The organism is Rhodococcus sp. IEGM1428, from assembly GCF_050321865.1.
In the GTDB taxonomy this organism is placed as follows: domain Bacteria; phylum Actinomycetota; class Actinomycetes; order Mycobacteriales; family Mycobacteriaceae; genus Rhodococcoides.
This window is the reverse complement of record NZ_JBNQFW010000001.1, coordinates 1,077,085-1,099,444: the sequence shown is the minus strand read 5'-3', so window position 1 is coordinate 1,099,444 and position 22,360 is coordinate 1,077,085. Positions and strand designations below refer to the sequence as shown.

20 protein-coding genes are annotated in these 22,360 nt (G+C 65.4%); 7 read left to right on the top strand and 13 right to left on the bottom strand.

Translation table 11 applies throughout. From position 1 onward, the window contains the following. Positions 1–150: 150 nt before the first annotated feature. From ilvC to ACQR3T_RS05090, 3 genes are all read right to left on the bottom strand, one after another. Positions 151–1,152, bottom strand: coding sequence for a ketol-acid reductoisomerase (ilvC, locus tag ACQR3T_RS05100; protein ID WP_170944858.1), 1,002 nt, complete (start codon positions 1,150–1,152; stop codon positions 151–153). Between the two features lie 62 nt (positions 1,153–1,214). Next, positions 1,215–1,718 (bottom strand): acetolactate synthase small subunit, encoded by a 504-nt coding sequence (gene ilvN, locus ACQR3T_RS05095; RefSeq protein ID WP_008717436.1) that lies wholly within the window; start codon positions 1,716–1,718, stop codon positions 1,215–1,217. Continuing rightward, positions 1,715–3,673 (bottom strand): acetolactate synthase large subunit, encoded by a 1,959-nt coding sequence (locus ACQR3T_RS05090; protein ID WP_032376997.1) that lies wholly within the window; start codon positions 3,671–3,673, stop codon positions 1,715–1,717. Before ACQR3T_RS05090 ends, ilvN begins: the two co-directional genes overlap by 4 nt. A gap of 365 nt (positions 3,674–4,038) precedes the next feature. Here ACQR3T_RS05090 and ACQR3T_RS05085 point away from each other — a divergent pair, with 365 nt between their 5' ends. Continuing rightward, on the top strand, positions 4,039–4,464 hold the full coding sequence (locus ACQR3T_RS05085; protein ID WP_428692689.1) for a PH domain-containing protein: 426 nt from the start codon (positions 4,039–4,041) through the stop codon (positions 4,462–4,464). Positions 4,465–4,523: 59 nt separating this feature from the next. Beyond that, positions 4,524–6,365 (top strand): dihydroxy-acid dehydratase, encoded by a 1,842-nt coding sequence (gene ilvD, locus ACQR3T_RS05080; RefSeq protein ID WP_428692688.1) that lies wholly within the window; start codon positions 4,524–4,526, stop codon positions 6,363–6,365. Positions 6,366–6,433: 68 nt separating this feature from the next. Here ilvD and ACQR3T_RS05075 read toward each other — a convergent pair whose 3' ends face one another. Beyond that, complete coding sequence (locus ACQR3T_RS05075) at positions 6,434–7,414, bottom strand: DoxX family membrane protein (protein WP_428692687.1); 981 nt, start codon at positions 7,412–7,414, stop codon at positions 6,434–6,436. An 84-nt stretch (positions 7,415–7,498) separates the two neighbouring features. On the opposite strand from ACQR3T_RS05075, the gene ACQR3T_RS05070 reads away from it, so the two are divergent. Beyond that, positions 7,499–8,647, top strand: a complete 1,149-nt coding sequence (locus tag ACQR3T_RS05070; protein WP_428692686.1) for a PQQ-dependent sugar dehydrogenase — start codon at positions 7,499–7,501, stop codon at positions 8,645–8,647. A 57-nt stretch (positions 8,648–8,704) separates the two neighbouring features. On the opposite strand, the gene gatB is transcribed toward ACQR3T_RS05070, so the two are convergent. Beyond that, positions 8,705–10,216: an Asp-tRNA(Asn)/Glu-tRNA(Gln) amidotransferase subunit GatB gene (gatB, locus tag ACQR3T_RS05065; RefSeq protein ID WP_428692685.1), complete on the bottom strand. Its 1,512-nt coding sequence runs from the start codon at positions 10,214–10,216 to the stop codon at positions 8,705–8,707. A gap of 94 nt (positions 10,217–10,310) precedes the next feature. Between gatB and ACQR3T_RS05060 the strand changes: the two genes are divergently transcribed. Further along, complete coding sequence (locus ACQR3T_RS05060; RefSeq protein WP_428693061.1) at positions 10,311–10,775, top strand: acyl-CoA thioesterase; 465 nt, start codon at positions 10,311–10,313, stop codon at positions 10,773–10,775. Between the two features lie 17 nt (positions 10,776–10,792). On the opposite strand, the gene ACQR3T_RS05055 is transcribed toward ACQR3T_RS05060, so the two are convergent. The 3 genes from ACQR3T_RS05055 to ACQR3T_RS05045 form a co-directional block, all read right to left on the bottom strand. Further along, on the bottom strand, positions 10,793–11,824 hold the full coding sequence (locus ACQR3T_RS05055; RefSeq protein ID WP_032376991.1) for an ATP-dependent 6-phosphofructokinase: 1,032 nt from the start codon (positions 11,822–11,824) through the stop codon (positions 10,793–10,795). Between the two features lie 101 nt (positions 11,825–11,925). Beyond that, positions 11,926–12,588, bottom strand: coding sequence for a response regulator (locus ACQR3T_RS05050; RefSeq protein WP_032376990.1), 663 nt, complete (start codon positions 12,586–12,588; stop codon positions 11,926–11,928). Positions 12,589–12,598: 10 nt separating this feature from the next. Beyond that, a complete protein-coding gene (locus ACQR3T_RS05045) occupies positions 12,599–13,783 on the bottom strand; it encodes a sensor histidine kinase (protein ID WP_428693060.1) in 1,185 nt (394 codons plus the stop codon). A 216-nt stretch (positions 13,784–13,999) separates the two neighbouring features. Here ACQR3T_RS05045 and ACQR3T_RS05040 point away from each other — a divergent pair, with 216 nt between their 5' ends. Together ACQR3T_RS05040 and ACQR3T_RS05035 are read left to right on the top strand one after the other, a co-directional pair. After that, positions 14,000–14,647 (top strand): hypothetical protein, encoded by a 648-nt coding sequence (locus ACQR3T_RS05040; protein ID WP_428692684.1) that lies wholly within the window; start codon positions 14,000–14,002, stop codon positions 14,645–14,647. Continuing rightward, entirely contained in the window at positions 14,644–16,044 is a 1,401-nt protein-coding gene (locus tag ACQR3T_RS05035) for an alpha/beta-hydrolase family protein (protein ID WP_428692683.1), read from the top strand. Before ACQR3T_RS05040 ends, ACQR3T_RS05035 begins: the two co-directional genes overlap by 4 nt. Positions 16,045–16,074: 30 nt before the next feature. On the opposite strand, the gene ACQR3T_RS05030 is transcribed toward ACQR3T_RS05035, so the two are convergent. From ACQR3T_RS05030 to gatC, 3 genes are read right to left on the bottom strand one after another with little or no spacing between them, the layout of a single operon-like run. After that, complete coding sequence (locus ACQR3T_RS05030) at positions 16,075–17,157, bottom strand: alpha/beta hydrolase (protein ID WP_428692682.1); 1,083 nt, start codon at positions 17,155–17,157, stop codon at positions 16,075–16,077. Positions 17,158–17,163: 6 nt separating this feature from the next. Then, positions 17,164–18,636, bottom strand: coding sequence for an Asp-tRNA(Asn)/Glu-tRNA(Gln) amidotransferase subunit GatA (gene gatA / locus ACQR3T_RS05025; RefSeq protein WP_032376989.1), 1,473 nt, complete (start codon positions 18,634–18,636; stop codon positions 17,164–17,166). Further along, the gene (gene gatC / locus ACQR3T_RS05020) at positions 18,633–18,932 is read right to left on the bottom strand and encodes an Asp-tRNA(Asn)/Glu-tRNA(Gln) amidotransferase subunit GatC (protein WP_032378172.1); all 300 of its coding nucleotides are present in this window, start codon (positions 18,930–18,932) and stop codon (positions 18,633–18,635) included. Before gatC ends, gatA begins: the two co-directional genes overlap by 4 nt. Positions 18,933–19,272: 340 nt before the next feature. Here gatC and ACQR3T_RS05015 point away from each other — a divergent pair, with 340 nt between their 5' ends. Continuing rightward, positions 19,273–19,923, top strand: coding sequence for an amino acid-binding protein (locus ACQR3T_RS05015; RefSeq protein ID WP_032376988.1), 651 nt, complete (start codon positions 19,273–19,275; stop codon positions 19,921–19,923). A gap of 15 nt (positions 19,924–19,938) precedes the next feature. Here ACQR3T_RS05015 and ligA read toward each other — a convergent pair whose 3' ends face one another. Both ligA and ACQR3T_RS05005 read right to left on the bottom strand, forming a co-directional pair. After that, positions 19,939–22,089, bottom strand: coding sequence for an NAD-dependent DNA ligase LigA (ligA, locus tag ACQR3T_RS05010; protein ID WP_428692681.1), 2,151 nt, complete (start codon positions 22,087–22,089; stop codon positions 19,939–19,941). A gap of 55 nt (positions 22,090–22,144) precedes the next feature. Then, positions 22,145–22,327 (bottom strand): hypothetical protein, encoded by a 183-nt coding sequence (locus ACQR3T_RS05005; protein WP_032378171.1) that lies wholly within the window; start codon positions 22,325–22,327, stop codon positions 22,145–22,147. Between the last annotated feature and the right edge of the window lie 33 nt (positions 22,328–22,360).

Genomic DNA, 22,360 nt, shown 5'->3' with positions numbered 1-22,360 from the left:
TAAAAATTTCGGAGCTGGTGCAGCAGAAACAGTTTAGTGGCCGGCGACGTCGAGCTGCGACGCCACCGTCGGGCACGCACCGAAGGGCACCGCCACCTTGTGTAGCGGTGCCCTTCGATCAGTGTGCGTGCGAACGCGATTCGGCGAGAATCATGCCGTTTCGGTGATCGGACGATCGACCCAGCTCATCAGGTCGCGCAGCTTCTTGCCGGTGACCTCGATGGGGTGCTCGGCGTTGGCCTTGCGCAGGCCTTCGAGCTCGGTGTTGCCGTTCTCGACGTTGGCGACCAGGCGACGAGTGAACTCACCCGACTGGATGTCGGCCAGAATTGCCTTCATGCGCTCCTTGGTACCTGCGTCGATGACGCGAGGTCCCGAGAGGTAGCCGCCGAACTCCGCGGTGTCGGACACCGAGTAGTTCATACGAGCGATGCCGCCCTCGTACATGAGGTCGACGATGAGCTTGAGCTCGTGTAGCACCTCGAAGTACGCCATCTCGGGGGCGTAGCCGGCCTCGACCATGACCTCGAAGCCGGTCTTGACGAGCTCTTCGGTGCCACCGCACAGCACGGCCTGCTCACCGAAGAGGTCGGTCTCGGTTTCTTCCTTGAACGTGGTCTTGATGACGCCTGCGCGGGTTCCGCCGATGCCCTTGGCCCACGACAGTGCGAGGGCCTGGCCCTCACCCTTCGGGTCCTGGTCGATGGCGATGAGCGCGGGAACGCCCTTGCCGTCGACGAACTGGCGACGCACGAGGTGGCCGGGGCCCTTGGGTGCGACCATGCCGACGGTGACGAACTCCGGAGCCTTGATCAGGTCGAAGTGGATGTTGAGGCCGTGGCCGAAGAACAGCGCGTCGCCGTCCTTCAGGTTGGGCTCGATCTCTTCGGAGAAGATCTTGGCCTGAGCGGTATCGGGTGCGAGCACCATGATCACGTCTGCCCACTCGGACACCTCGGCGGGCGTACCGACCTTCAGGCCCTGCTCCTCCGCCTTGGCGCGGGACTTCGAGCCTGCCGCCAGGCCGATGCGAACATCGACGCCGGAGTCGCGCAGGCTCAGAGAGTGCGCGTGGCCCTGGCTTCCGTATCCGATCACAGCGACCTTGCGGCCCTGGATGATCGACAGATCAGCATCGTCGTCGTAGAACATCTCGACTGCCACTGGTTGTTACCTTTCCTCTTGGGTTTTACGTGTGTTCGTCACCGGGGCCGCTACCGCGACGCAGTGATCGATTTCGGTCCACGTCCGACGGCAACGACTCCCGACTGAACTATTTCTCGAATTCCATAGGGGTCCAACATCTTCAGCAACGCGTCGAGCTTCGAGCGGGTGCCCGTCGCTTCGACCGTGACTGCCTCGGGCGAGACATCGATCACCTTGGCGCGGAACAGGTTCACCGTTTCGATGACCTCGCTGCGGACGCTGGCGTCGGCTCGGACCTTGATCAGCACCAACTCGCGAGCCACCGAGGAATCGTCGTCCTGCTCGACGATCTTGATGACGTTGATGAGCTTGTTGAGCTGCTTGGTCACCTGCTCGAGCGGAAATTCGTCGACGGTCACGACGATGGTCATGCGTGAGATGTCGGGAATCTCGGTTCCGCCGACGGCGAGCGAGGAGATGTTGAAGCCGCGACGCGAGAACAGTGCGGCGACGCGGGCCAGCACACCTGGCTTGTCCTCGACGAGAACGCTGAGGGTATGGCTCGTGCTCACAGGTCGGTGCCTTTCACGTCGTTGTTCATCGGGTGCGGCGCCTGCTCGCGTTCCATCGCGTCGTCGATTCCCGGCTCGCTGCCCACGGTCTCGTCCTCGTCGAACAGCGGCCGAATTCCGCGGGCGGCCATGATCTCGTCGTTGCCTGTTCCGGCGGCCACCATCGGCCACACCTGGGCGTCGGCACCGACGATGAAGTCGATGACGACCGGACGATCGTTGATCGCGCGTGCCTGAGCGATCACGGCATCGACGTCCTCTTCCCGCTCGCACCGCAGACCGACGCAGCCCAATGCCTCGGCAAGCTTGACGAAATCGGGGATACGGACGGCACCGTGCGTACCGAGGTTGGTGTTGGAGTAGCGCTCTTCGTAGAACAGGGTCTGCCACTGCCGAACCATGCCGAGGTTGCCGTTGTTGATGAGCGCGACCTTGATCGGGATGCCCTCGACCGCGCAGGTCGCGAGCTCCTGGTTGGTCATCTGGAAACAACCGTCACCGTCGATGGCCCACACCTCGGCGTCGGGCAGGCCCATCTTGGCTCCCATGGCGGCCGGAACCGCGTACCCCATCGTGCCGAGGCCACCCGAGTTGAGCCACGTGCGCGGCTTTTCGTAGTTGATGAACTGCGCGGCCCACATCTGGTGCTGGCCGACGCCGGCACAGTAGATCGCGTCGGGACCGGCGAACTTGCCGACCGAGGAGATCACGAACTCGGGAGACATGGAACCGTCGGACGGACGGTCGTAACTCAACGGGTACGTCTTGCGGATGCCGTCGAGGTAGACCCACCACTGCTCGAGATCGAGAGTCGTTCCGGTCGCGCGATCGGCCCGCAGAGCCTCGATCAGCTCGGTGATGACCTCGCCGCAGTCGCCCACTATCGGCACGTCCGCGTACCGGTTCTTACCGATCTCGGCGGGGTCGATGTCGGCGTGGATGACCTTGGCATCCGGCGCGAAGGACGAGAGCTGACCGGTGACGCGGTCGTCGAACCGGGCACCGAGCGTGATCAGCAGATCGCTGCGTTGCAGAGCGGCGACCGCAGCGACCGTGCCGTGCATACCGGGCATGCCCAGGTTCAGCTGGTGGGTGTCGGGAAACGCCCCGCGCGCCATCAACGTGGTGACAACCGGAATGCCGGTCAGTTCGGCGAGCTCGAGCAGTTCTGCAGAGGCGTTCGCCTTGATGACGCCGCCGCCGACGTACAGCACCGGCTGCTTGGCATCGGCGATGTAGCGCGCTGCTTCACGAACCTGCTTGCCGTGCGGCTTGGTGACCGGGCGGTACCCGGGCAGACGCATTTCCGGTGGCCACGAGAACGTGGTCTGTGCCTGCAGCACGTCCTTCGGGATGTCGACGAGCACGGCTCCGGGACGACCCGAGGCCGCGATGTAGAACGCCTCGGCCATGATGCGCGGAATGTCCGCGCCGTCGGTGATCAGGAAGTTGTGCTTGGTGATGGGCATCGTGATACCCGAGATATCGGCTTCCTGGAAGCCGTCGGTGCCGATGAGGCTGCGCGCGACCTGACCGGTGATCGCGACGATGGGCACCGAGTCCATCTGTGCATCGGCCAACGGGGTGACGAGGTTGGTCGCACCCGGGCCGGAGGTCGCCATGCAGACGCCGACCTTGCCGGTCGCCTGGGCGTAGCCGGTCGCTGCGTGGCCTGCACCCTGCTCGTGACGCACCAACACATGGCGCACCTTGACGGAGTCGAAGAGCGGGTCGTAGACCGGTAGAACCGCGCCACCGGGAATGCCGAATACGGTGTCGACGTCGAGTTCTTCGAGGGCTCGAACGACCGACTGTGCGCCGGAGACCTTCTCGGGCGCGACGTGACGTCGCGATCCGTTGGTCGCCGCTTCTGCGGACGGGCTGCTGGTCGACGGGCTTGCGGCCGGCCCCGACTTACGAGTCGTGGGCCCCGGGCGTGCGGTTGGTGCGCTCACTGATTGCTTCCTCAGGAATGTGAAATTGCTGGGCGATCTCTGGGCAAGAAAAAACCCCCGTCAGCGAGTGCTGTACGAGGGTGGCGCGTCGATGCGAGTTTGAACAACCGGCTCAGGCGTTGACGCGCCGGCCGATTACGAGTATCCAATTCCGCTTCACGCGCTCGACGGTAGGCGCGCGCACAGGGAAGAGTCAAACTCGTCACGACGCAATCCCATTATGTGAGATCGCGTAGATGCAATGCGAAGATGAATGGGTGTCGTCTCCGCAGCAGTCCGAACCACCTCGGCCATCATCCCACACTGCCTCCGAGGCACCGAACGGTGCCGAGGGTCAGCAACCGTCGACCACGCAGGTCATTCGCATGCCGCGCCTTGCCCTGCTCGGCGTGGCGCTGCTGCTGTTCGGCACAGCGCTGCCGGCGTTCAGCTGGCCCGCGGCTCTGGGCTGGCTGCTGATCCTGCCGATCGTTGCGTTCGTCTGGGTGCTTCGGGTGCGCACCGTCGTCACTCCGGACGCGATCACCGCTCGACGGTTCGTGGGTTCGGACGTGATCGACTGGAATTCGGTGACGGGTCTGCATTTCCCGGATCGCCGCTGGGCGCGCGTCGTCCTGAGCGACAAGAGCGAGAAATCGCTGCCGCTGGTGCGGTTCGATCTCCTCCCCCAACTCGCTGCTGCCAGCGGCGGCCGCATCACCGATCCGTACGCCGCTGCCGCTGCCGCAGAAGAAAAGGCCCGAGCGGAAGCCGACGACGCCGAGGGTGAGCAGGCACCGACCGACCGGTAGGCGACGGCGAGTAGCCTCGTCCGTGCGAGAAACCGCTGCAACGAACGAGGACTACGCACATGCCGCCGCTACGCTCACGGGTCACCACTGTCGGACGCAACGCCGCGGGCGCACGCTCGCTGTGGCGCGCCACCGGAATGACCGATTCGGATTTCGGTAAACCCATCGTCGCCATCGCGAACTCGTACACCCAGTTCGTCCCGGGCCACGTGCACCTGAAGAACGTGGGCGAGATCGTCGCCGCCGCCGTCCGCGCGGCCGGCGGCGTTCCCCGTGAATTCCACACGATCGCCGTCGACGACGGCATCGCCATGGGCCACGGCGGCATGCTGTACTCGCTGCCCAGCCGCGAGATCATCGCCGATTCCGTCGAGTACATGGCCAACGCGCACACCGCCGACGCGCTGGTCTGCATCTCCAACTGCGACAAGATCACTCCCGGCATGCTCAATGCCGCGATGCGCCTGAACATCCCGGCCGTCTTCGTCTCGGGCGGACCGATGGAGGCGGGTAAGGCCGTCGTAGTCGGCGGTGTCGCACAGGCGCCGACCGACCTGATCACCGCGATCTCCGCCAGCGCGAACGATGCCGTCTCCGAGGAAGGCCTCGACGAGGTCGAGCGCAGTGCCTGCCCCACATGCGGATCCTGCTCGGGAATGTTCACTGCGAACTCGATGAACTGCCTCACCGAGGCGCTCGGCCTGGCGTTGCCCGGTAACGGCTCCACCCTGGCCACTCACGAGGCCCGTCGAGCGCTGTTCACGCGGGCCGGCACCACGATCGTCGACGCCGCGTTGAAGTACTACCGCGACGAGGACGAGTCCGTTCTCCCTCGTAACATCGCCACGCCGGCCGCGTTTCGCAATGCCATGGCACTGGATGTGGCGATGGGCGGATCGACCAACACGGTGCTGCACACCCTCGCTGCCGCGCAGGAAGGTGAGGTCGACTTCGACCTCGAGACCATCGACGCCATCAGCCGCAGGGTCCCGTGCCTGGCGAAGGTCTCACCCAATTCCGATTACCACATGGAAGACGTGCACCGTGCCGGAGGAATTCCGGCTCTCCTCGGCGAACTGCGTCGCGCGAACCTGCTCGAAACCGACGTCTCGACCGTGCACACGAAGAGCTTCGACGAGTGGCTTGACACCTGGGACATCCGATCCGGAAAGGCGTCCGACGAAGCGATCGAGTTGTTCCACGCCGCGCCCGGTGGCGTCCGCACCGTCGAACCGTTCTCCACGAGCAACCGCTGGTCGTCTCTCGATACCGACGCTGCGGGTGGCTGCATCCGCGACCTGGAACACGCTTACACGGTCGAAGGTGGCCTGGTGGTGCTCCGCGGGAACATCGCGGTCGACGGTGCCATCCTCAAGACCGCAGGCATCGACGAGGACCTGTTCGCGTTCCAGGGCCCCGCGCTGGTCGTCGAATCGCAGGAAGAGGCCGTCTCGGCCATTCTGCAGAAGAAGATCCAACCCGGCGACGTGCTGGTCGTTCGCTACGAGGGACCCAAGGGCGGCCCCGGCATGCAGGAGATGCTGCACCCGACGGCGTTTCTGAAGGGTGCCGGTCTGGGCAAGGTCTGCGCGCTGATCACCGACGGCCGCTTCTCCGGCGGAACCTCTGGCCTGTCCATCGGGCACATTTCACCCGAGGCCGCAGCAGGCGGAGTCATCGGGCTCGTCGAGAACGGTGACCAAGTTCGGATCGACGTCGCCTCACGCACCCTCGAAATTCTCGTGGACGACGAGACCCTCGAGACGCGCCGAGCGAAGATGACCGCGTCCGAGCGTCCGTGGCAGCCGGTGGACCGCCAGCGCACGGTCACTACCGCCTTGCGCGCGTATGCGGCCTTGGCGACATCGGCCGACAAGGGTGCCGTCCGCTACGTGCCCTGAGAAACAGCAGAACCCATGTGCGTGGCGCTACGAAGTGCCACGCACATGGGTCCGATCGATGTCGGGGATCAGCGAGCGACGGGGTTGGCGCCGTTGAGGAAGATCCAGATGCAGACGCCGGCGGCGATGCCGACGACGAGTGCCAGCAGCGATCCGATGCGCGGTCGAGTGGCCCACCCACGGCGACCGTCGAAAGCGATCTTTCCCGGGCCCGTGAGAATGATTGCGGCCGCGGCGAAACCGAGAACTGTCTCGTACTCGACACCGCTGCTCCCGGAGAACTGCAATCCTGGCTCTGCGGCCTGCTTGAAGCACCACGCATTGATGATGGTCGCCAGCACGGCTGCGCCCGCGAGGGGCGTCGCCAGACCCAGGATCAACAACGCGCCGCCCAGCGTCTCGCCCGCAGCAGCCGCGATCGCGAGAATTTCCGAGTAGCGGAAGCCCGAGGTCTCCAGCAGATTCTGGAATCCGTCGAGTCCCGGCCCGTTCCACAGGCCGACCAACTTCTGCAGACCGTGACCGAGGAATACCGCTCCTATCGCCACGCGCAGGACGAACAAGCCGAGATCGGCGCTACCACGACGAGCGGGCACCTCGACTGTCTCGGTGCGAACCTCGGGCTCCGGGGTGACTGCCGCCCTGGACGCTGTGGCTCCCGAGCCCGCCGAGGTACCGAGGTACTCGGTGGAGTGATCGGAGTATGCGGTCGAGGAGGTGCTGTCGGCCGACGCACCGGTGGTGGGCGAATCCGCGTAAGCCGACGGCCGATAGGCCTGGATCTTCTCGGTCGGCTGCGCGTCGGTAGAACGCGCATCGGACGTCGACGAGTGCGGAAAGTCGAGCTCGTCGTCGGTCCGAGGCAATCGATCCGAACGCTGGGCACCGAACGCCGCGGTCGGTGCGCCGGAGGTGTCGCCTCGATCCGGGGCGGATGTACCGGACGCAGAGCGCGAGGGTGGGATCTGTTCGGTGGGGTTGTCGTACGGGCTCTCGGCCGGTTCGTACGGCTGGTCCGGCCGGTTGGGGTCGCGCGGTGTATCGGTCACCTCTCCACAGTAGAGCCGATATGTGCCGATTCCCCTCATGGCCGCGTGGCGAGTCCGCGCCACTGCTGACGTACCGTTCGAAGGATGAAGCCGGTCGGAGCGTCACCTCGAAGTGCCACTACCGCTGTCGTCGCACTCTCCATGACGGCCGCCTTGCTCGCTGGGTGCGCCCGCTTCGACGACTCGAATTCGTCGCCGTTCACCCCTGCACCCGAGGTCGGTGCCGCCGAGTTGCAACCGACGACCCCCAGCGAGGCACCGCCGTCGTCGGATCCGAATGCTCCGCCCCCGCCGTCGGGTCCCTGCGTCGATCCCGACCCGTCGGTGATCGCGACGTGTCTGGACACCACGGGCGGCCTCGTGGCCCTGCCCGACGGACAGAGCGCGCTGATCGCCGAGCGCCGCACCGGTCGCATCATGGAGGTCGCCGCCGGCCGCACACCGCTCGAGGTGGCCCGGATAGCGGTCGATGGCAGCGGAGACGGAGGCCTACTGGACATTGCGCTCTCTCCGACGTACGCCGAGGACAGGCTGCTCTACGCCCTCGTCACCACCCCCTCGGACACCAGGGTGGTTCGGCTCGCTCCCGGCGACGTTCCCAAGGACATCTTGACCGGCATTCCTCGCGGCGCGACAGGCAATCGTGGGTCCATCGACTTCTACACGCCGACCGAGCTGCTCGTCCTCACCGGTGACAACGGCGACCCGGCCGCAGCCGTGAATCCGGATTCGTTGTCCGGCAAGCTGTTACGAGTGACGTCATTGTCCCCGACGTCCGATCCCCCGCGTCCGCAGATCGCACTGAGTGGAATCGGGACGGCAGGCGATGTGTGCACCGACGGTGCCGGGAACATCTACGTCACCGACCGCACCGCGATCGAGGATCGCTTGCAGCGCATCGACAAACTCGGCGCGGTGTTCTCTCCGGTATGGACGTGGCCGGACCGCCCAGGTGTCGCCGGGTGCGCAGCAGGCGACGGTGGTGTGGCCGTAGCCCTCACGACGGCGAAAGCAGTTGCAGCGCTGACCACCGACGCAAACACCGGAGCCGTGTCGGCCGAACCGACGCTGCTGATCCAGGACCGCTACGGACAGCTGAACGGGGCAACGAGCTCAGCCGACGGTCAAATTTTGGTCGGCACGGTGAACAAGAGCGGTGCAGAGCCCGGCCCCACCGACGACCGCGTCGTCAAGGTTCCCTTCCCCGGTGGCGGCGGCGGCGGTATCGACTGATCGACATAAGCCTGCGGCCGAGCGCACGGTGCGCTCGGCCGCGGGCTATGTCGACGATCAGGACTGGCCGCAGGCCTCGAGGACGAGTTCCTTGACGCGGGCCGCGTCGGCCTGACCGCGCGTCGCCTTCATCACCGCACCCACGATGGCACCGGCAGCTTGAACCTTGCCGCTGCGGATCTTGTCCACCACACCAGGATTGGCAGCGAGTGCCTCGTCGACGGCGGCCTGCAACTTGGTGTCGTCCTTCTCCAACACGAGGTTACGGTCGGACATCACCTGAGCCGGCTCGCCCTCGCCTGCCAGCACCCCGTCCACCACCTGACGAGCACCGTTGTTGTTGAGCTTGCCGTCGGAAACCAACGCGGCCACTTCCGCCACCTGGGCCGGCGTGATCGACAGATCGGCCAGCTCCACTCCGGCCACATTCGCTTGCTGCGACAGGTACGACACCCACCAGGACCTCGCGGCCTGTGGCGACGCACCCGCATCCACCGTTGCCGCGACGAGCTCGAGCGCCCCGGAATTCACCAGGTCGCGCATTTCCTCGTCGGAGACACCCCAATCCTTCTGGATCCGGCCGCGTCGGAGCCACGGAAGCTCGGGCAGGGTCTCGCGGAGCTCCTCGATCCAGTCCGCGTTCGGAGCGACGGGCGCAAGATCGGGCTCGGGGAAGTACCGGTAGTCCTCTGCGGTCTCCTTTTTGCGGCCTTTGGTGGTGGTTCCGTCGGATTCCTGGAAGTGCCGAGTCTCCTGAACCACTTCTCCGCCCGCTTCGAGAACCGCTGCCTGACGGCGCATCTCGTACCGAACGGCAACCTCGACACTCTTGAGCGAGTTGACATTCTTCGTCTCGGTGCGGGTGCCGAATTCGGTCGCCGTCTTCTTCATCAGCGACACGTTGGCGTCACAGCGCAACGAACCTTGGTCCATGCGCACGTCGGAGACGTTCAGCGACTTCAGCAGATCTCGGAGTGCGGTGACGTAGGCACGTGCCACTTCGGGCGCGCGGGCTCCGGTTCCCGTGATCGTCTTCGTCACGATCTCCACCAACGGCACACCTGCACGGTTGTAATCGAGCAGCGAATGCGACGCGCCTTCGATGCGGCCGGTCGCTCCGCCGACGTGCGTCGACTTGCCGGTGTCCTCTTCCATGTGCGCGCGCTCGATCTCGACGCGGAACGTGCTGCCGTCGTCGAGCAGAACATCGAGGTAGCCCTCGGTGGCGATGGGCTCGTCGTACTGCGAGATCTGATAGTTCTTCGGCTGATCCGGGTAGAAGTAGTTCTTGCGAGCGAACCGACCCCACGGAGTGATCGAGCAATTGAGCGCCAACCCGATACGGATTGCAGATTCCACGGCAGCTGCGTTGACCACCGGTAGCGCGCCGGGAAGGCTCAGGCACACCGGGCACACCTGCGTGTTGGGCTCGGCACCGAACGCGGTGGGGCAACCGCAGAACATCTTGGTCTCCGTACCCAGCTCCACGTGGACCTCCATGCCCAACACGGGGTCGAACGTGGCGAGCACATCGTCGTAATCGATCAGATCGACGGTTGCAGCAGTCATGGTCCGTAGTTTATGCATTGCATACGACGCGCGAGTAACCACGTGCACTGGTTACCGTGCACGGGTGACGCACACCGAGAAGCAGACGCTGTCGATGACCGTGCTGATGACCCCGGACATGGCCAATTTTTCCGGCAACGTCCACGGCGGCACCATCCTCAAATTCCTGGACCAGGTGGCGTATGCCTGTGCCAGTCGCTACGCCGGGGCGTACGTGGTCACCCTGTCGGTCGATCGAGTCGTCTTTCGCGAGCCCATCCACGTCGGTGAACTCGTCACTTTCTCGGCATCGGTCAACTACACCGGCCGCACCTCGATGGAAGTCGGGATTCGCGTGGAAACAGAGAACATTCAGCGCGGTGAGCTGCGGCACACCAACAGTTGCTACTTCACCATGGTCGCGATCGGCGACGACGGCAAGCCGGAGACACTCCCCCAGTTGACGCCGACCACCGACGTCGGTGCTCAGCGATTCGAGGCAGCGCGGCGACGACGCCAACTGCGCCGAGAGACAGAAGCACGCGAGGCCGAGATCCAAGAGGCCGCCAGTCGCATGTGACCTCCCGGGGTGCCGGTTCAGCCGAAGAACGCGGCGGCGTCGTCGTATCGGGTCTGCGGTACCCGCTTGAGCTGCTTGGTCGCCTCGGCCAAGGACACCAGGCCGATCTCGGTGCCCCGCAACGAGACCATCTTGCCGAAGTCGCCGGCGTGCGCCGCGTCGGTCGCGTTGACGCCGAACCGAGTCGCGAGCACGCGGTCGTAGGGCGTGGGGGTTCCACCGCGCTGGACGTGCCCGAGCACGGTGGTACGAACTTCCTTGTTGATGCGACGTTCGATCTCGACACCGAGCTGGTGAGCGACTCCGGTGAATCGAACGTGACCGAACTCGTCGATGCCGCCGTCGAGAAGCTTCATCGAGCCCTCCATCGGCTTGGCTCCCTCGGCGACGACGCAGATGAAATGTGAGTCTCCACGCTGAAAACGCTTGCGCACCAAGGTGCATACTTCCTCGACGTCGAACGGCTGCTCCGGGATGAGCGTCATGTGCGAGCCCGACGCCAATCCGGCGTGCAGCGCAATCCACCCCGCGTGCCGACCCATCACCTCGACGAGCATCACCCGCTGATGGGATTCGGCGGTGCTGTGCAGACGGTCGATCGCGTCGGTAGCGATCGTCAGTGCCGTGTCGAAGCCGAACGTGACGTCGGTGCAATCGATGTCGTTGTCGATGGTCTTGGGCACCCCGACCACAGGCACTCCCTCTTCGGACAACCACGCGGCAGCGGTGAGGGTTCCTTCGCCACCGATCGGAATCAACACGTCGATGCCGTTGTCCTCGAGGGTCTGCTTGACCCGATCGAGTCCGGCACGCAACACATCCGGGTTGGTGCGCGCGGTGCCGAGCATCGTGCCACCCTTGGTGAGCAACCGGTCGTTGCGGTCGTCGTTGCGCAGTTGCACGCGGCGATCTTCGAGTAGGCCGCGCCATCCGTCCTGGAAGCCGACGACCGTGGAGCCGTACCGCGCGTCAGCGGTACGAACCACTGCGCGGATCACCGCATTGAGCCCTGGGCAATCGCCGCCTCCGGTCAGAACTCCGATGCGCATCGATTTTCGCCTCTCTGCTTACGGATCCGTGAAGTGGACCCGATGACGGTCGTCAGCCTAATGGGGCGTGGTGTGGTGCGCGCGTCGGTACCGCCCGCCGCTCACTTCGGCGTCACGACGCCGGTCTCGTAGGCCAGCACCACAGCCTGGGCACGATCGCGTAGGCCGAGCTTGGCCAAGACCTTGCCCACATGGGTTTTGACGGTCTGTTCGGCCAGGAACAGCGAGCCCGCGATCTCGGAATTGGACATGCCGGTGGCAATGAGTTCGAGCACCTCGCGTTCACGCGGAGTCAGATCGCTCAGCCGCGGCGACGTGTGGCGGCGCGCTCCGCGACGGGCGGTGACGTCCGCGATGAGCCGTCTGGTCACCGACGGCGCCAGCAGGGCATCGCCGGCGGCGACGACGCGCACACCTCGAATCAATTCCTCGGCCGGCGCATCCTTGAGCAGAAAGCCGCTCGCGCCGAGTGCCAGCGCCTCGTAGACATAGTCGTCGATGTCGAATGTCGTCAGCATCAGGATGCGCACCGGCGACGGGAGGGAGGCGGACAGGATTGCTCGCGCGGCATCGAGACCGTTCATCTCCGGCATCCGAACGTCCATCAGCACCACATCGGGCAACAGGCGAGCTACCTCGCTGACCGCCGTCCTGCCGTTGTCGGCGTCCCCGATCACCGAGATGTCGGCCTGAGCGCCGAGGAGGGCCCCGAACCCCTGCCGTACCATCGCTTGGTCGTCGGCGATGAACACCGTGGTAGCCACGCCCGTCAGCCTAGGCGAGTTCGTCCGCGACCGTCCACGCCGTCGAGGTAGGCATGCCGTTCGGAACGTGCACCGCCACCTCGAATCCGCCGTCCGGTAGGGCGGAAGCGTGCAGCCACCCGTGTGCTGCCCGCGCTCGGTCTCGCATGCCCGCTATCCCGTGCCCGCCGGTATCCGATCCAGCGGTAGGTCCACCGATCTTCGGTGACGGCGCATTGACCACGGTCATCACGACGGTGCTCGGCCCCACCGTGATATCGACGGTCACGGCAGCCTCGGGGGCATGGCGCGCAGCATTGGACAACGACTCCTGGAGGATTCTGTACAGCGCTAAACCCGTTGTGTCGGAGATCGATTCGATCGGTCCGGTGATGTTCCAGCGCACGTCCATCCCGGCCCTGCGGCTCGCGTGAAGGGTGCGTTCGAGATCGAGTGCGTTCGGTGCCGGTGCGTCCTGCCACGGCTGCCCATCACTACGGAGTACGCCGAGCATTCCCCTGATCTCGTTGAGCGCCTCGCGCGCCGTGGCACCGATCGACGCGAATTCCAGCGCGGCGGCCTCGGATACGTCGTCGAGTCGATACGGCGCACTCTGCGCCTGCACGACCACCATCGACATGTGATGCGCAACGACGTCGTGCAGATCCCGAGCGATCTTCGCCTTCTCCTCGAGAACCGTGCGCCTGGTGCGCTCGAGTTCGCTGACCTCCTCCTGCTGGGCAAGTTGCCTGCGGGAGAGGACGAGCCAGCGGATCAACAGTCCGAACACGACGACCGCCGTGAGACCGACCGACCAACCGATTCCGTCCGAGCCCGGCATGTATGCGAAGAACACCAGCATGCTGGCCAACCAGGCCAGCAGCAGCACCGAAGGCGGAGACCGCAACGCGACGGCGAACAGCAGCGACAACAGGACGAGAATGTGCACTACCTGCCACGGATAGTCGTACCCCGGAGTGCGGTCGAACGCTACCGGAATGACCAGAGCGGACAGCGCCGACACCGCCCACCCCAACGCGGGATTGACTCGAATCAGCACGAACGGGAAGGCCGCGAGTGCGCCGACGATAGGCATCAACGGCGGCGAGACATGATGGGTGACGGGCAGTGTCGGCCATGCGATCGAATACAGCACCGCACCGACGACAACGATCAGCACGTCGACCGAACGGACGCCGGCAATTCGAGTCGGCATCCGACGCCTCGCCGCTCCGGGCTTCGATTCTCCTGATCTGTTCTTGCGCACGGACCGAGCCTAGGGAGTGTGGGCCGACGAGGACGTCATACCTGAGTATCAGTTCCGCACACACCTACGGTATCGAACCGGCCGCACACCGAGACCGCCGGTCACTGCAGAACGAGACCTCGGCGCGATGCTCGTCGAGCATCTCGCTTCGTAGCGTCGAATGCCATGAACAGGAACACTTCTCGCATCGCGATGTGCATCGGCGCAGCCACGATAGCGGTGATTGCTACCACCGGTGCCGCGTCGTCCCCGTCGTCCGCACCCGACAGGACATCGCCCGTCGCCGTAGCGGTGCACGCGCTCGTCGCCGAGTCGGCAGACGCGGCGACCCGAGCGATCCCTGCCGACTTCGCATCGGTGATGGGCTACCGACCGATAGTGCTCGACGCCATGGCAGAGAATCCTCACGGGGACTGTTCTTCGCCCGTGCCGCTGCCATCTGAATTCGAACCCTCCTGCAAGGCACACGATCTGGGCTACGACCTCTTACGGTATGCCGCTGCGACAGGCAAGACCGTGGACCCGCACTGGCGCCGAGCCATCGATGGTCAGCTGGAAAGCCGTCTGCACGCCGCCTGCATCGAGCGAACCGATGACGGATCCCGCCGGGCGTGCGACGCCGCCGCATCGGTGGCCGCGGCGGCCGTGGACATGAATTCGTGGCGGCAGTCGTTCGGCGCACCGGTGGCCGAACCCGCACTGCCGATCGCGCTGGGCGGCGCAGCCTTTGCCCTGACGACGCTTTCGGTTCTTCTGACGAGCCGATACGTGCGCGCACGAGTATCGGTACCCGAGATCGGCGAAGACGCATGATCGCCTCGATCACCGGATCCTCCGGGCGTATCGGCTCTGCTGGGACTGCTGTTGCACCACCACTCTCGACGGGAATACGGCTGCCACGAATCGGGACCTCCATTGCGCTCACAGCTGCAGTGTCGATGTCGTCGGCTCCTGGGCTGCTCCCCCGTCCAGCCGTCACCCAGGCACTGTTGATCGGCGTATCGATGGCGATCGCGCTCGCCCTCGCATGGTCGGCCCGGCACGCTCTCGGCACGCGGCGACCCGCCGGCTTCGGCGCGCGGGCGTGGGCAGCGGGCACGGGAACGCTGATCTCGATCGGTGCGGTGTACTCGAATATCCTGTGGCAGAACACATTACGATCCGAGATGGGCACCAGAGCAGTGGACTGGCACTACGCCGTCGACGTCGTCGGTGGAGCGGGATGCGTCGCTCTCACCCTGTGGGGAATCGGACTCGCCACCCGAAGAGTATGCACTGCGCTCGGCGGTGTGCGATCGGTCGTTCTGATCGCTGTCGTCGGCGTGCTGTCGTACGTTGTTGCCGCGCCCGCGCTCTGGTCGGCAATGTCCAGTTCTTTCTCGGCTTCGAACTCTGTGATGGACGATACGGTGACCGCCCCGATTGCGACGACGAGATCAGGTGGTCCCGACTCGCTCGTTCCGTGGGGCACGCTGGGCAGAGAAGGCAGAAAGTTCGTGTCCGGCGGCTTCGTCCCCGGTTCCGTGCGCACGTACGTCGGCCTCGACTCGGCACCCACGCTCGATCGACGCGTCGCGTTGGCCGTCGCGGACATGGAACGCGCGGGCGCCTTCGATCGCAGTGTGGTGGTCGTCGCGATACCGACCGGATCGGGCTGGGTGGACGAGAACGCGGTCACAGGTGCCGAAAGCAGATTCGGCGGGGATGTCGCGACCGTGGCCGTGCAGTACTCGAACAAGCCGAGCTGGGCGACGTTCATGTTCGCCGAGGACGATGCACGCAGCTCGGCCGAGGCAGTTGCACGCGCAGTCGCTGCGCGGGCAGCTACGAAATCGTCACCGCCGCAGATCGTCGTGTACGGCCAGAGCCTGGGGGCGGTAGCGGGCAGCGACACCTATCTGTCTCTTCGTCGGACCGATCCGCTCGTCTGCGGAGCAGTATGGGCAGGCCCACCCGCCGGAGCCGTGAACACCGACGGCGCAACGGTGCTCGCCAATTCCTCGGACCCCGTCGTCCGATGGTCTGCAGATCTGCTGTGGTCGGCTCCCGATTCGGCGGCAACTCGTCACGATGCGCCGACGCCGATGTGGCTACCGCTCGTCAGCTTCGTCCAGACGTCCGTCGATCTGGCTGCGGCCCTCGACGTTGAGGCCGGTCACGGCCATCGATACGGAATCGACCAGGGCACCGACATGCCGCTGTGCCGGTGACGACCGGCCTCGTGTCATGGCGTCGGTGAGTCAGTCGAGCAGTCCCAATCGTTCTCCGAGCCAGTCCATCTCGTGTTCCAGGGCTGGAGCCCATACCTGCATCGAGTGTCCGCCGGGTAACTCGCTGTAGTGAACGTCGAGACCGGCAGCCGCAGCAGCCTCGAAGGCCCGCTCGGTCTGCGGCCTGAATTCTTCGTCGTCGGAACCGGCGACGAAGGCACCGGCCGAATCGGGAAAGCTGTTACGCGACAGTATGTTCAATGGCGTCGAGCGTTCGAATCGAGCCTGGTTCGCCGGAGTGTCCGCTCCGAATGCTGCGGCAACCGATTCGCTTCTCGTGCCGCGACGTTGCTCGTCCTCACCGGAGATATCCAGAAACGTCGGGTACACCGACGGTGCAGTCACCGCAAGCTGCAGGGCGCAGGTTCCTCCGTAGGAGTACCCGCCGACCGCCCATGCCCGTGGATCCGGGGACGCCCGGAAATTCGACCGAACCCATTGCGGCACATCGACAGAGAGGTAGGTCGCCGCATTTCCGAGGTCCGAGTCCATGCACATCGGATTGGCCTCGGTGTCACCGAGACCGTCGGCAACGATGACGATCGGGGCAGCACCCTCGTGACGGGCCGCGAAAGCGTCCATCGTCTGCATCAAGCGGCCACCCTCGATCCAGTCGACGACGTGACCGGGTTGGCCGGTGAGCAGCACCAGCACCGGCAGGTCGTCGGCACCGGCGTCGTACGAGGCCGGAAGGTAGATCGTCGCGGGCCGCGCGTCGAAGTGCGACACCGTGCCGGGCACCTCGAGATCGACCAGTCTGCCGTGGCCCTCGACCGGAACGACAGGTTGACGCCCCAGAGCGAGCGCCACCGTGGGATACCGGGTGACGGTCAGATTGGTGAGTACGGCCGCTGCAACCAGTACCGCTGCCAGCAGACCCAGGGCACTCAGCGAACCGAACACCGGCCCCAGCCCTGAGCCGCGCCGAACCCGCACGACGACGGCACCGATCGTGGCCAGCGACAGTACCGCCGCCACCGTCAGTGCGACTGTCGGCACGGCACCGGAGAGCAGAGGTAGATGAGCCAGGTCTACAGCCCACCGATGCAGCACCTCGTACTACCTCAGATCGCCGCGAGCGGCCTCGTAGGCGGCGCCGACACGGTAGAGACGTTCGTCCGCGAACGCTGGAGCCATGATCTGAAGTCCCACGGGCAGACCGTCCTCGGTGGCAAGACCCGACGGCACCGACATCGCGCAGTGGCCCGCGAGGTTCGTCGGCAGCGTGCACAGGTCGTTGAGGTACATCGCCATCGGATCGTCCACCTTCTCCCCCAACGGGAATGCCGTTGTCGGGGTCGTCGGTGACACCAGCACGTCGACCTTCTCGTAGGCGGCATCGAAGTCGCGTGCAATGAGGGTGCGCACCTTCAGTGCCGAACCGTAGTAGGCGTCGTAGTATCCGGCCGAGAGTGCGTACGTTCCGATCATGATGCGGCGCTTGACTTCCGGCCCGAACCCTTCGGCACGGGTGATGGCCATGACCTGCTCGGCGCTGTGCTTGCCGTCGTCGCCGGCCCGCAAGCCGTATCGCATACCGTCGAACCGAGCGAGGTTGGACGACACCTCGGACGGCAGAATCAGGTAGTACGCGGCCAACGCGTGCACGAAATTGGGGCACGAGACCTCGACGACCTCGGCACCGAGTTCGGTGAGTGTGGTCACCGCGGCATCGAAGGACGAGATCACACCGGGCTGGTAACTATCGGAATGCAATTCCTTGACGACCCCGACGCGAACGCCCGACAGGTCGCCGCGAGCACCCTCTCGTGCCGCTGCGACGACGGGCCGAACTGCCGTGTCGACGGACGTGGAGTCCCGCGGATCGTATCCGGCGATCACCTCGTGCAGCAGCGCGGTATCGAGCACCGTGCGCCCGCACGGACCACCCTGGTCGAGCGAGGACGCACAGGCGATCAAACCGTAGCGCGACACGCTGCCGTAGGTCGGCTTGGTTCCCACGGTGCCGGTCAGTGCGGCCGGCTGGCGAATGGATCCGCCGGTGTCGGTGCCGATGGCCAACGGTGCCTGGTACGAGGCGAGCGCCGCCGCGCTACCACCCCCCGAGCCACCGGGGATCCTGGTCGTGTCCCACGGGTTCTTGGTCGGCCCGTACGCGGAGTTCTCGGTCGACGAGCCCATCGCGAACTCGTCCATGTTGGTCTTGCCCAGCACCGGGATACCCGCTGCGCGCAGCTTCGAGGTCAATGTCGCGTCGTACGGCGAAACCCAGCCGTCGAGGATCTTCGAGCCGGCCGTCGTCGGCATGTCGGTCGTGGTGAACACGTCCTTGAGAGCCAACGGGACGCCGGCCAGAGCGGACGCGGGCGCACGACCTGCAGACAGTCCCGCGTCGACGTCGGTAGCCGCGGACAGTGCCTCGACCGATGCGACATGCAGGAATGCGTGCAGGTCTCCATCGACCTCCGAGATCCGGTCGAGATGCGCCTGGGTCACCTCGACAGCGCTGATCTCGCGCGCGTGAATTCGGGTGGCGAGCTCGGATGCATCGAGCTTCGTCAGGTCGGTCATTCGCTCTCTCCCAGAATCTGCGGTACCGCGAAACGGCCCTCTTCCGCGTTCGGTGCGCCGGCGAGCGACTGCTCCGGCGTCAGTCCGGGAACGGTCGTGTCGGGGCGGGTCACGTTGACGATCTCGCTGGGGTTGGCCGTCGGCGGAACATCGTCGGTAGCCACCTCCGCCACGGCTTTGACGTGGTGGAGAATCGAATCCAGCTGACCGGCGAACTCGTCGAGTTCGGCGTCGCTGAGAGCCAAGCGCGACAGCCGGGCGAGGTGAGCGACCTCGTCGCGGGAGATGTCAGGCACCGCGTGGACCCCTTTCACACTGTAGGAGTGGAGCCGGACGAAACGACCCCATGTTTGTGCAGCACGAACCGAACGGGTCCGCGAACGACGTCCAGCCTAGTGCGGAACGTCGCGCAGGCTTCACGCACTCCTCGTGGGCGCTCCGGGTGTCAGAATTGTCACTGCCCGCGTTGCGGGACGTGCCGAACAGGTCGAAGATGCAAGGATTGCTCGCGCCGGGGTGCAGTGTGTTCCCAGGAGTGGAGCCTGCGAAACGACCTCGGAGCTACATCCACCCGTCAGCAACGAACGATGGCGCTGGGGTGGCAGTAGTACGCCAGAAGTCGAAAGGGAGCGTGACATGTCCTACCTGCTCCGCGTTCAACTGCCGGACCGGCCGGGCAGTCTCGGATCGTTGGCCGTCGCGCTCGGTTCGGTCGGCGCAGACATCCTCTCCCTCGACGTCATCGAACGCGGTGACGGATACGCGGTCGACGATCTGGTGGTCGACGTCGCGCCCGGTTCCCTTCCCGACACGCTGATCACGGCCGCCGAGAACCTCGACGATGTCCGGGTCGATTCCATCCGGCCGTACACCGGAGTCCTCGACACCCACCGCGAACTGGAATTGATCGATCGCGTCGCCGCTGCATCCGACGACCGACTGCAGGTACTGGTCGATGGGGCCCCTCGGGTTCTACGAGTGGGGTGGAGCACCGTGGTGGCCACCAACGCACACGGCCCGTTCCGCCTGGTGGGTAGCTCCGGAGCACCCGAGACCCACGCCGCGGAGCTGCCGTGGTTCCCGTTGGCGGCTCCCGCTGCGCTGGACGCAGATGCAGAATGGGTTCCGCAGGTGTGGCGAGACATGGATACCCAGATCGCCGCCGCTCCGCTCGGAAACACCGGCACCGTACTCATGTTGGGAAGGCCGGGTGGGCCGGAGTTTCGACCGTCGGAGGTTGCCCGGCTCGGTTACCTCGCCGGCATCGTGGCCACCGTCCTGACCTGACGCAGTCGCATCAGGTCAGTCGTCCGATGCAGGTTCGGTATCGGCGGGAGCCACCGCCTGGGGTCCCTCGGTCAACAACCGTGTGAACCCCGACTCGTCCAGTACCGGTACGCCGAGCTCGATCGCCTTGTCGTGCTTGGATCCCGGGGACTCGCCGACGACGACGAACGCAGTTTTCTTCGACACCGAACCCGCCGCCTTCCCGCCGCGGAGCAGGATCGCCTCTTTGGCCTCGTCACGTGAGTAGGAGGTCAGCGATCCGGTGACGACGATCGACAGCCCTTCGAGATTTCGCTCTATGGAGGCATCGCGCTCGTCTTCCATCCGCACGCCTGCGGCCCGCCATTTGTCGACGATGGCTCGATGCCAGTCGACGTCGAACCATTCCGAGACAGCGGCCGCGATGGTGCCACCCACCCCGTCGACCGCAGACAGTTCCTCTACGGACGCCGCCTCGATACGTTCGAGACTGCCGAACTCTCCGGCCAACGCGCGGGCTGCCGACGGCCCCACGTGCCGGATGGACAGGCTGACCAGAACGCGCCAGAGCGGCTGGTTCCTCGCTACGGCCAAGTTGTCGAGCAGCTTGCGACCGGTCGCCGAGAGCGCTCCCGATTTGGTGCGGAAGATCGCCGTCTTCATCAGGTCCGTCTCGGTGAGCGAGAACAGATCGCCCTCGTCCTCGATGGCACCGGTGGTCAACAGGTCGGATGCGGCCTCGTACCCGAGTCCCTCGATGTCGAATCGCTGCCGCTCGGCCACGAAGAACACCCGCTCGCGCCGCTGTGCCGGACAGAACTGCGAGTTGGGGCAGCGCAGGTCTGCGTCACCCTCCTTGGCCGGAGCAAGTGGCGTCGAGCACTCCGGGCATTCGGTGGGCATGACGAATTCGGTCTCGTCACCGGTCCTGGCGTCGACGACAGGGCCGAGAACCTCCGGAATGACCTCACCCGCCTTGCGGATCGTCACCGTGTCGCCGATCAACACGCCCTTGCGCTTGACCTCGGAGGCGTTGTGCAGAGTTGCCAACGACACCGTCGAGCCGGCTACGAGAACCGGAGTCATGTACGCGAACGGGGTCACTCGGCCCGTCCTGCCCACGCTGACACGGATGTCGAGCAGAGTCGTGGTGACTTCCTCGGGTGGGTACTTGTAGGCGATGGCCCACCTCGGTGCTCGAGACGTCGTTCCCAAGCGCCGATGCAGCGACATCTCGTCGATCTTGACCACAAGCCCGTCGATTTCGTGTTCGACGTCGTGTCGGTGCTGGTCCCAGTAGACGACCTTCTCGACGACCTCGTCGATCCCCCGCACGCGCGTCGTGTGCGTGGAGATCGGCAGGCCCCACGCGCGGAGTGCCTCGTAGGCGTGCCACTGCGAATCGGGGGTGAAGCCCACCATGCGCCCGAACCCGTGGCAGATCATTCCCAGGCGTCGTTTGGAGGTGACGGCAGGATTCTTCTGTCGCAGCGACCCTGCCGCGGAGTTTCGCGGATTGGCGAACGGGGGCTTGCCCTCCTCCACGAGGGAGGCGTTGAGAGCCTGGAAATCCTCGAGGCGGAAGAAGACCTCCCCACGCACTTCCAGCACCTCCGGCACCGGGTACTCCGCACTGCCCGTCAGGGTGTCCGGGATGTCGTCGATAGTGCGTGCGTTGAGGGTCACATCCTCGCCCGTACGTCCGTCGCCGCGGGTGGCACCACGAACCAGAGTGCCGTTCTCGTACACCAGATTCAGCGCGACGCCGTCGATCTTGACCTCACACAGGTAGTGCAGATCCGGCCCGGCCTCGGTCTCGACTCGTCTGGCCCAGGCACGAAGCTCGTCGTGGTCGAACACGTTGTCCAGGCTCAGCATTCGTTCCAGATGGTCCACGGCGGTGAATTCCGTCGCGAAGCCGCCTCCCACGAGTTGGGTCGGCGAGTCCGCGGTCCGTAGATCCGGGTGTGCATCTTCCAGATCGTTGAGCTCACGCAGCAGAGCATCGAATTCGCCGTCGGACACGATGGGCGAATCTCGAACGTAATAGCGGAACTGGTGGCCGCGCACTTCCTCGGCCAGCGTCTGCCATCGCTCGCGATCGGCAGAGGACGCAGCATCGAGTTCTACACCGACGGTCCCTGCGCTGTCGTCGGTTCCTGCGGGTAGTTCGGTCGGCTCGGGCACGACTCGAAGATTATCCGACCCCACCGACAGCGACCCATCGGCCGACACCGTGCCCCTAGCGACCCATGAGACCCAGCAGCAGCGTCGCGGCCACGAGCGCCACCGCGCAGATACCGGCGGTCAGTGCGAAACCCGTCACGAAGGAGTCGGAGTAGATGCCGCCGAGCACGGAGGCCATCACAGACAACAACACTCCGGCAGGCAGTCCCCGTCGTTGGGCATCCGATAGCCGATACATCGGACGATCATCGCAGAGGTCTCGGGCGAGCAC

Bases quoted from the DNA above. Each gene is read 5' to 3' on its own strand.
- ACQR3T_RS05040 (WP_428692684.1), top strand. From the start codon at position 14,000: ATGAACAGGAACACTTCTCGCATCGCGATGTGCATCGGCGCAGCCACG.
- gatB (WP_428692685.1), bottom strand. From the start codon at position 10,216: ATGACTGCTGCAACCGTCGATCTGATCGATTACGACGATGTGCTCGCC.
- ACQR3T_RS05045 (WP_428693060.1), bottom strand. From the start codon at position 13,783: ATGCCGACTCGAATTGCCGGCGTCCGTTCGGTCGACGTGCTGATCGTT.
- ACQR3T_RS05005 (WP_032378171.1), bottom strand. From the start codon at position 22,327: ATGTATCGGCTATCGGATGCCCAACGACGGGGACTGCCTGCCGGAGTG.
- ACQR3T_RS05070 (WP_428692686.1), top strand. From the start codon at position 7,499: ATGAAGCCGGTCGGAGCGTCACCTCGAAGTGCCACTACCGCTGTCGTC.
- ilvC (WP_170944858.1), bottom strand. From the start codon at position 1,152: ATGTTCTACGACGACGATGCTGATCTGTCGATCATCCAGGGCCGCAAG.
- ACQR3T_RS05035 (WP_428692683.1), top strand. From the start codon at position 14,644: ATGATCGCCTCGATCACCGGATCCTCCGGGCGTATCGGCTCTGCTGGG.
- ACQR3T_RS05060 (WP_428693061.1), top strand. From the start codon at position 10,311: ATGACCGTGCTGATGACCCCGGACATGGCCAATTTTTCCGGCAACGTC.
- ACQR3T_RS05085 (WP_428692689.1), top strand. From the start codon at position 4,039: ATGCCGCGCCTTGCCCTGCTCGGCGTGGCGCTGCTGCTGTTCGGCACA.
- gatA (WP_032376989.1), bottom strand. From the start codon at position 18,636: ATGACCGACCTGACGAAGCTCGATGCATCCGAGCTCGCCACCCGAATT.
- ilvD (WP_428692688.1), top strand. From the start codon at position 4,524: ATGCCGCCGCTACGCTCACGGGTCACCACTGTCGGACGCAACGCCGCG.
- ACQR3T_RS05055 (WP_032376991.1), bottom strand. From the start codon at position 11,824: ATGCGCATCGGAGTTCTGACCGGAGGCGGCGATTGCCCAGGGCTCAAT.
- ACQR3T_RS05015 (WP_032376988.1), top strand. From the start codon at position 19,273: ATGTCCTACCTGCTCCGCGTTCAACTGCCGGACCGGCCGGGCAGTCTC.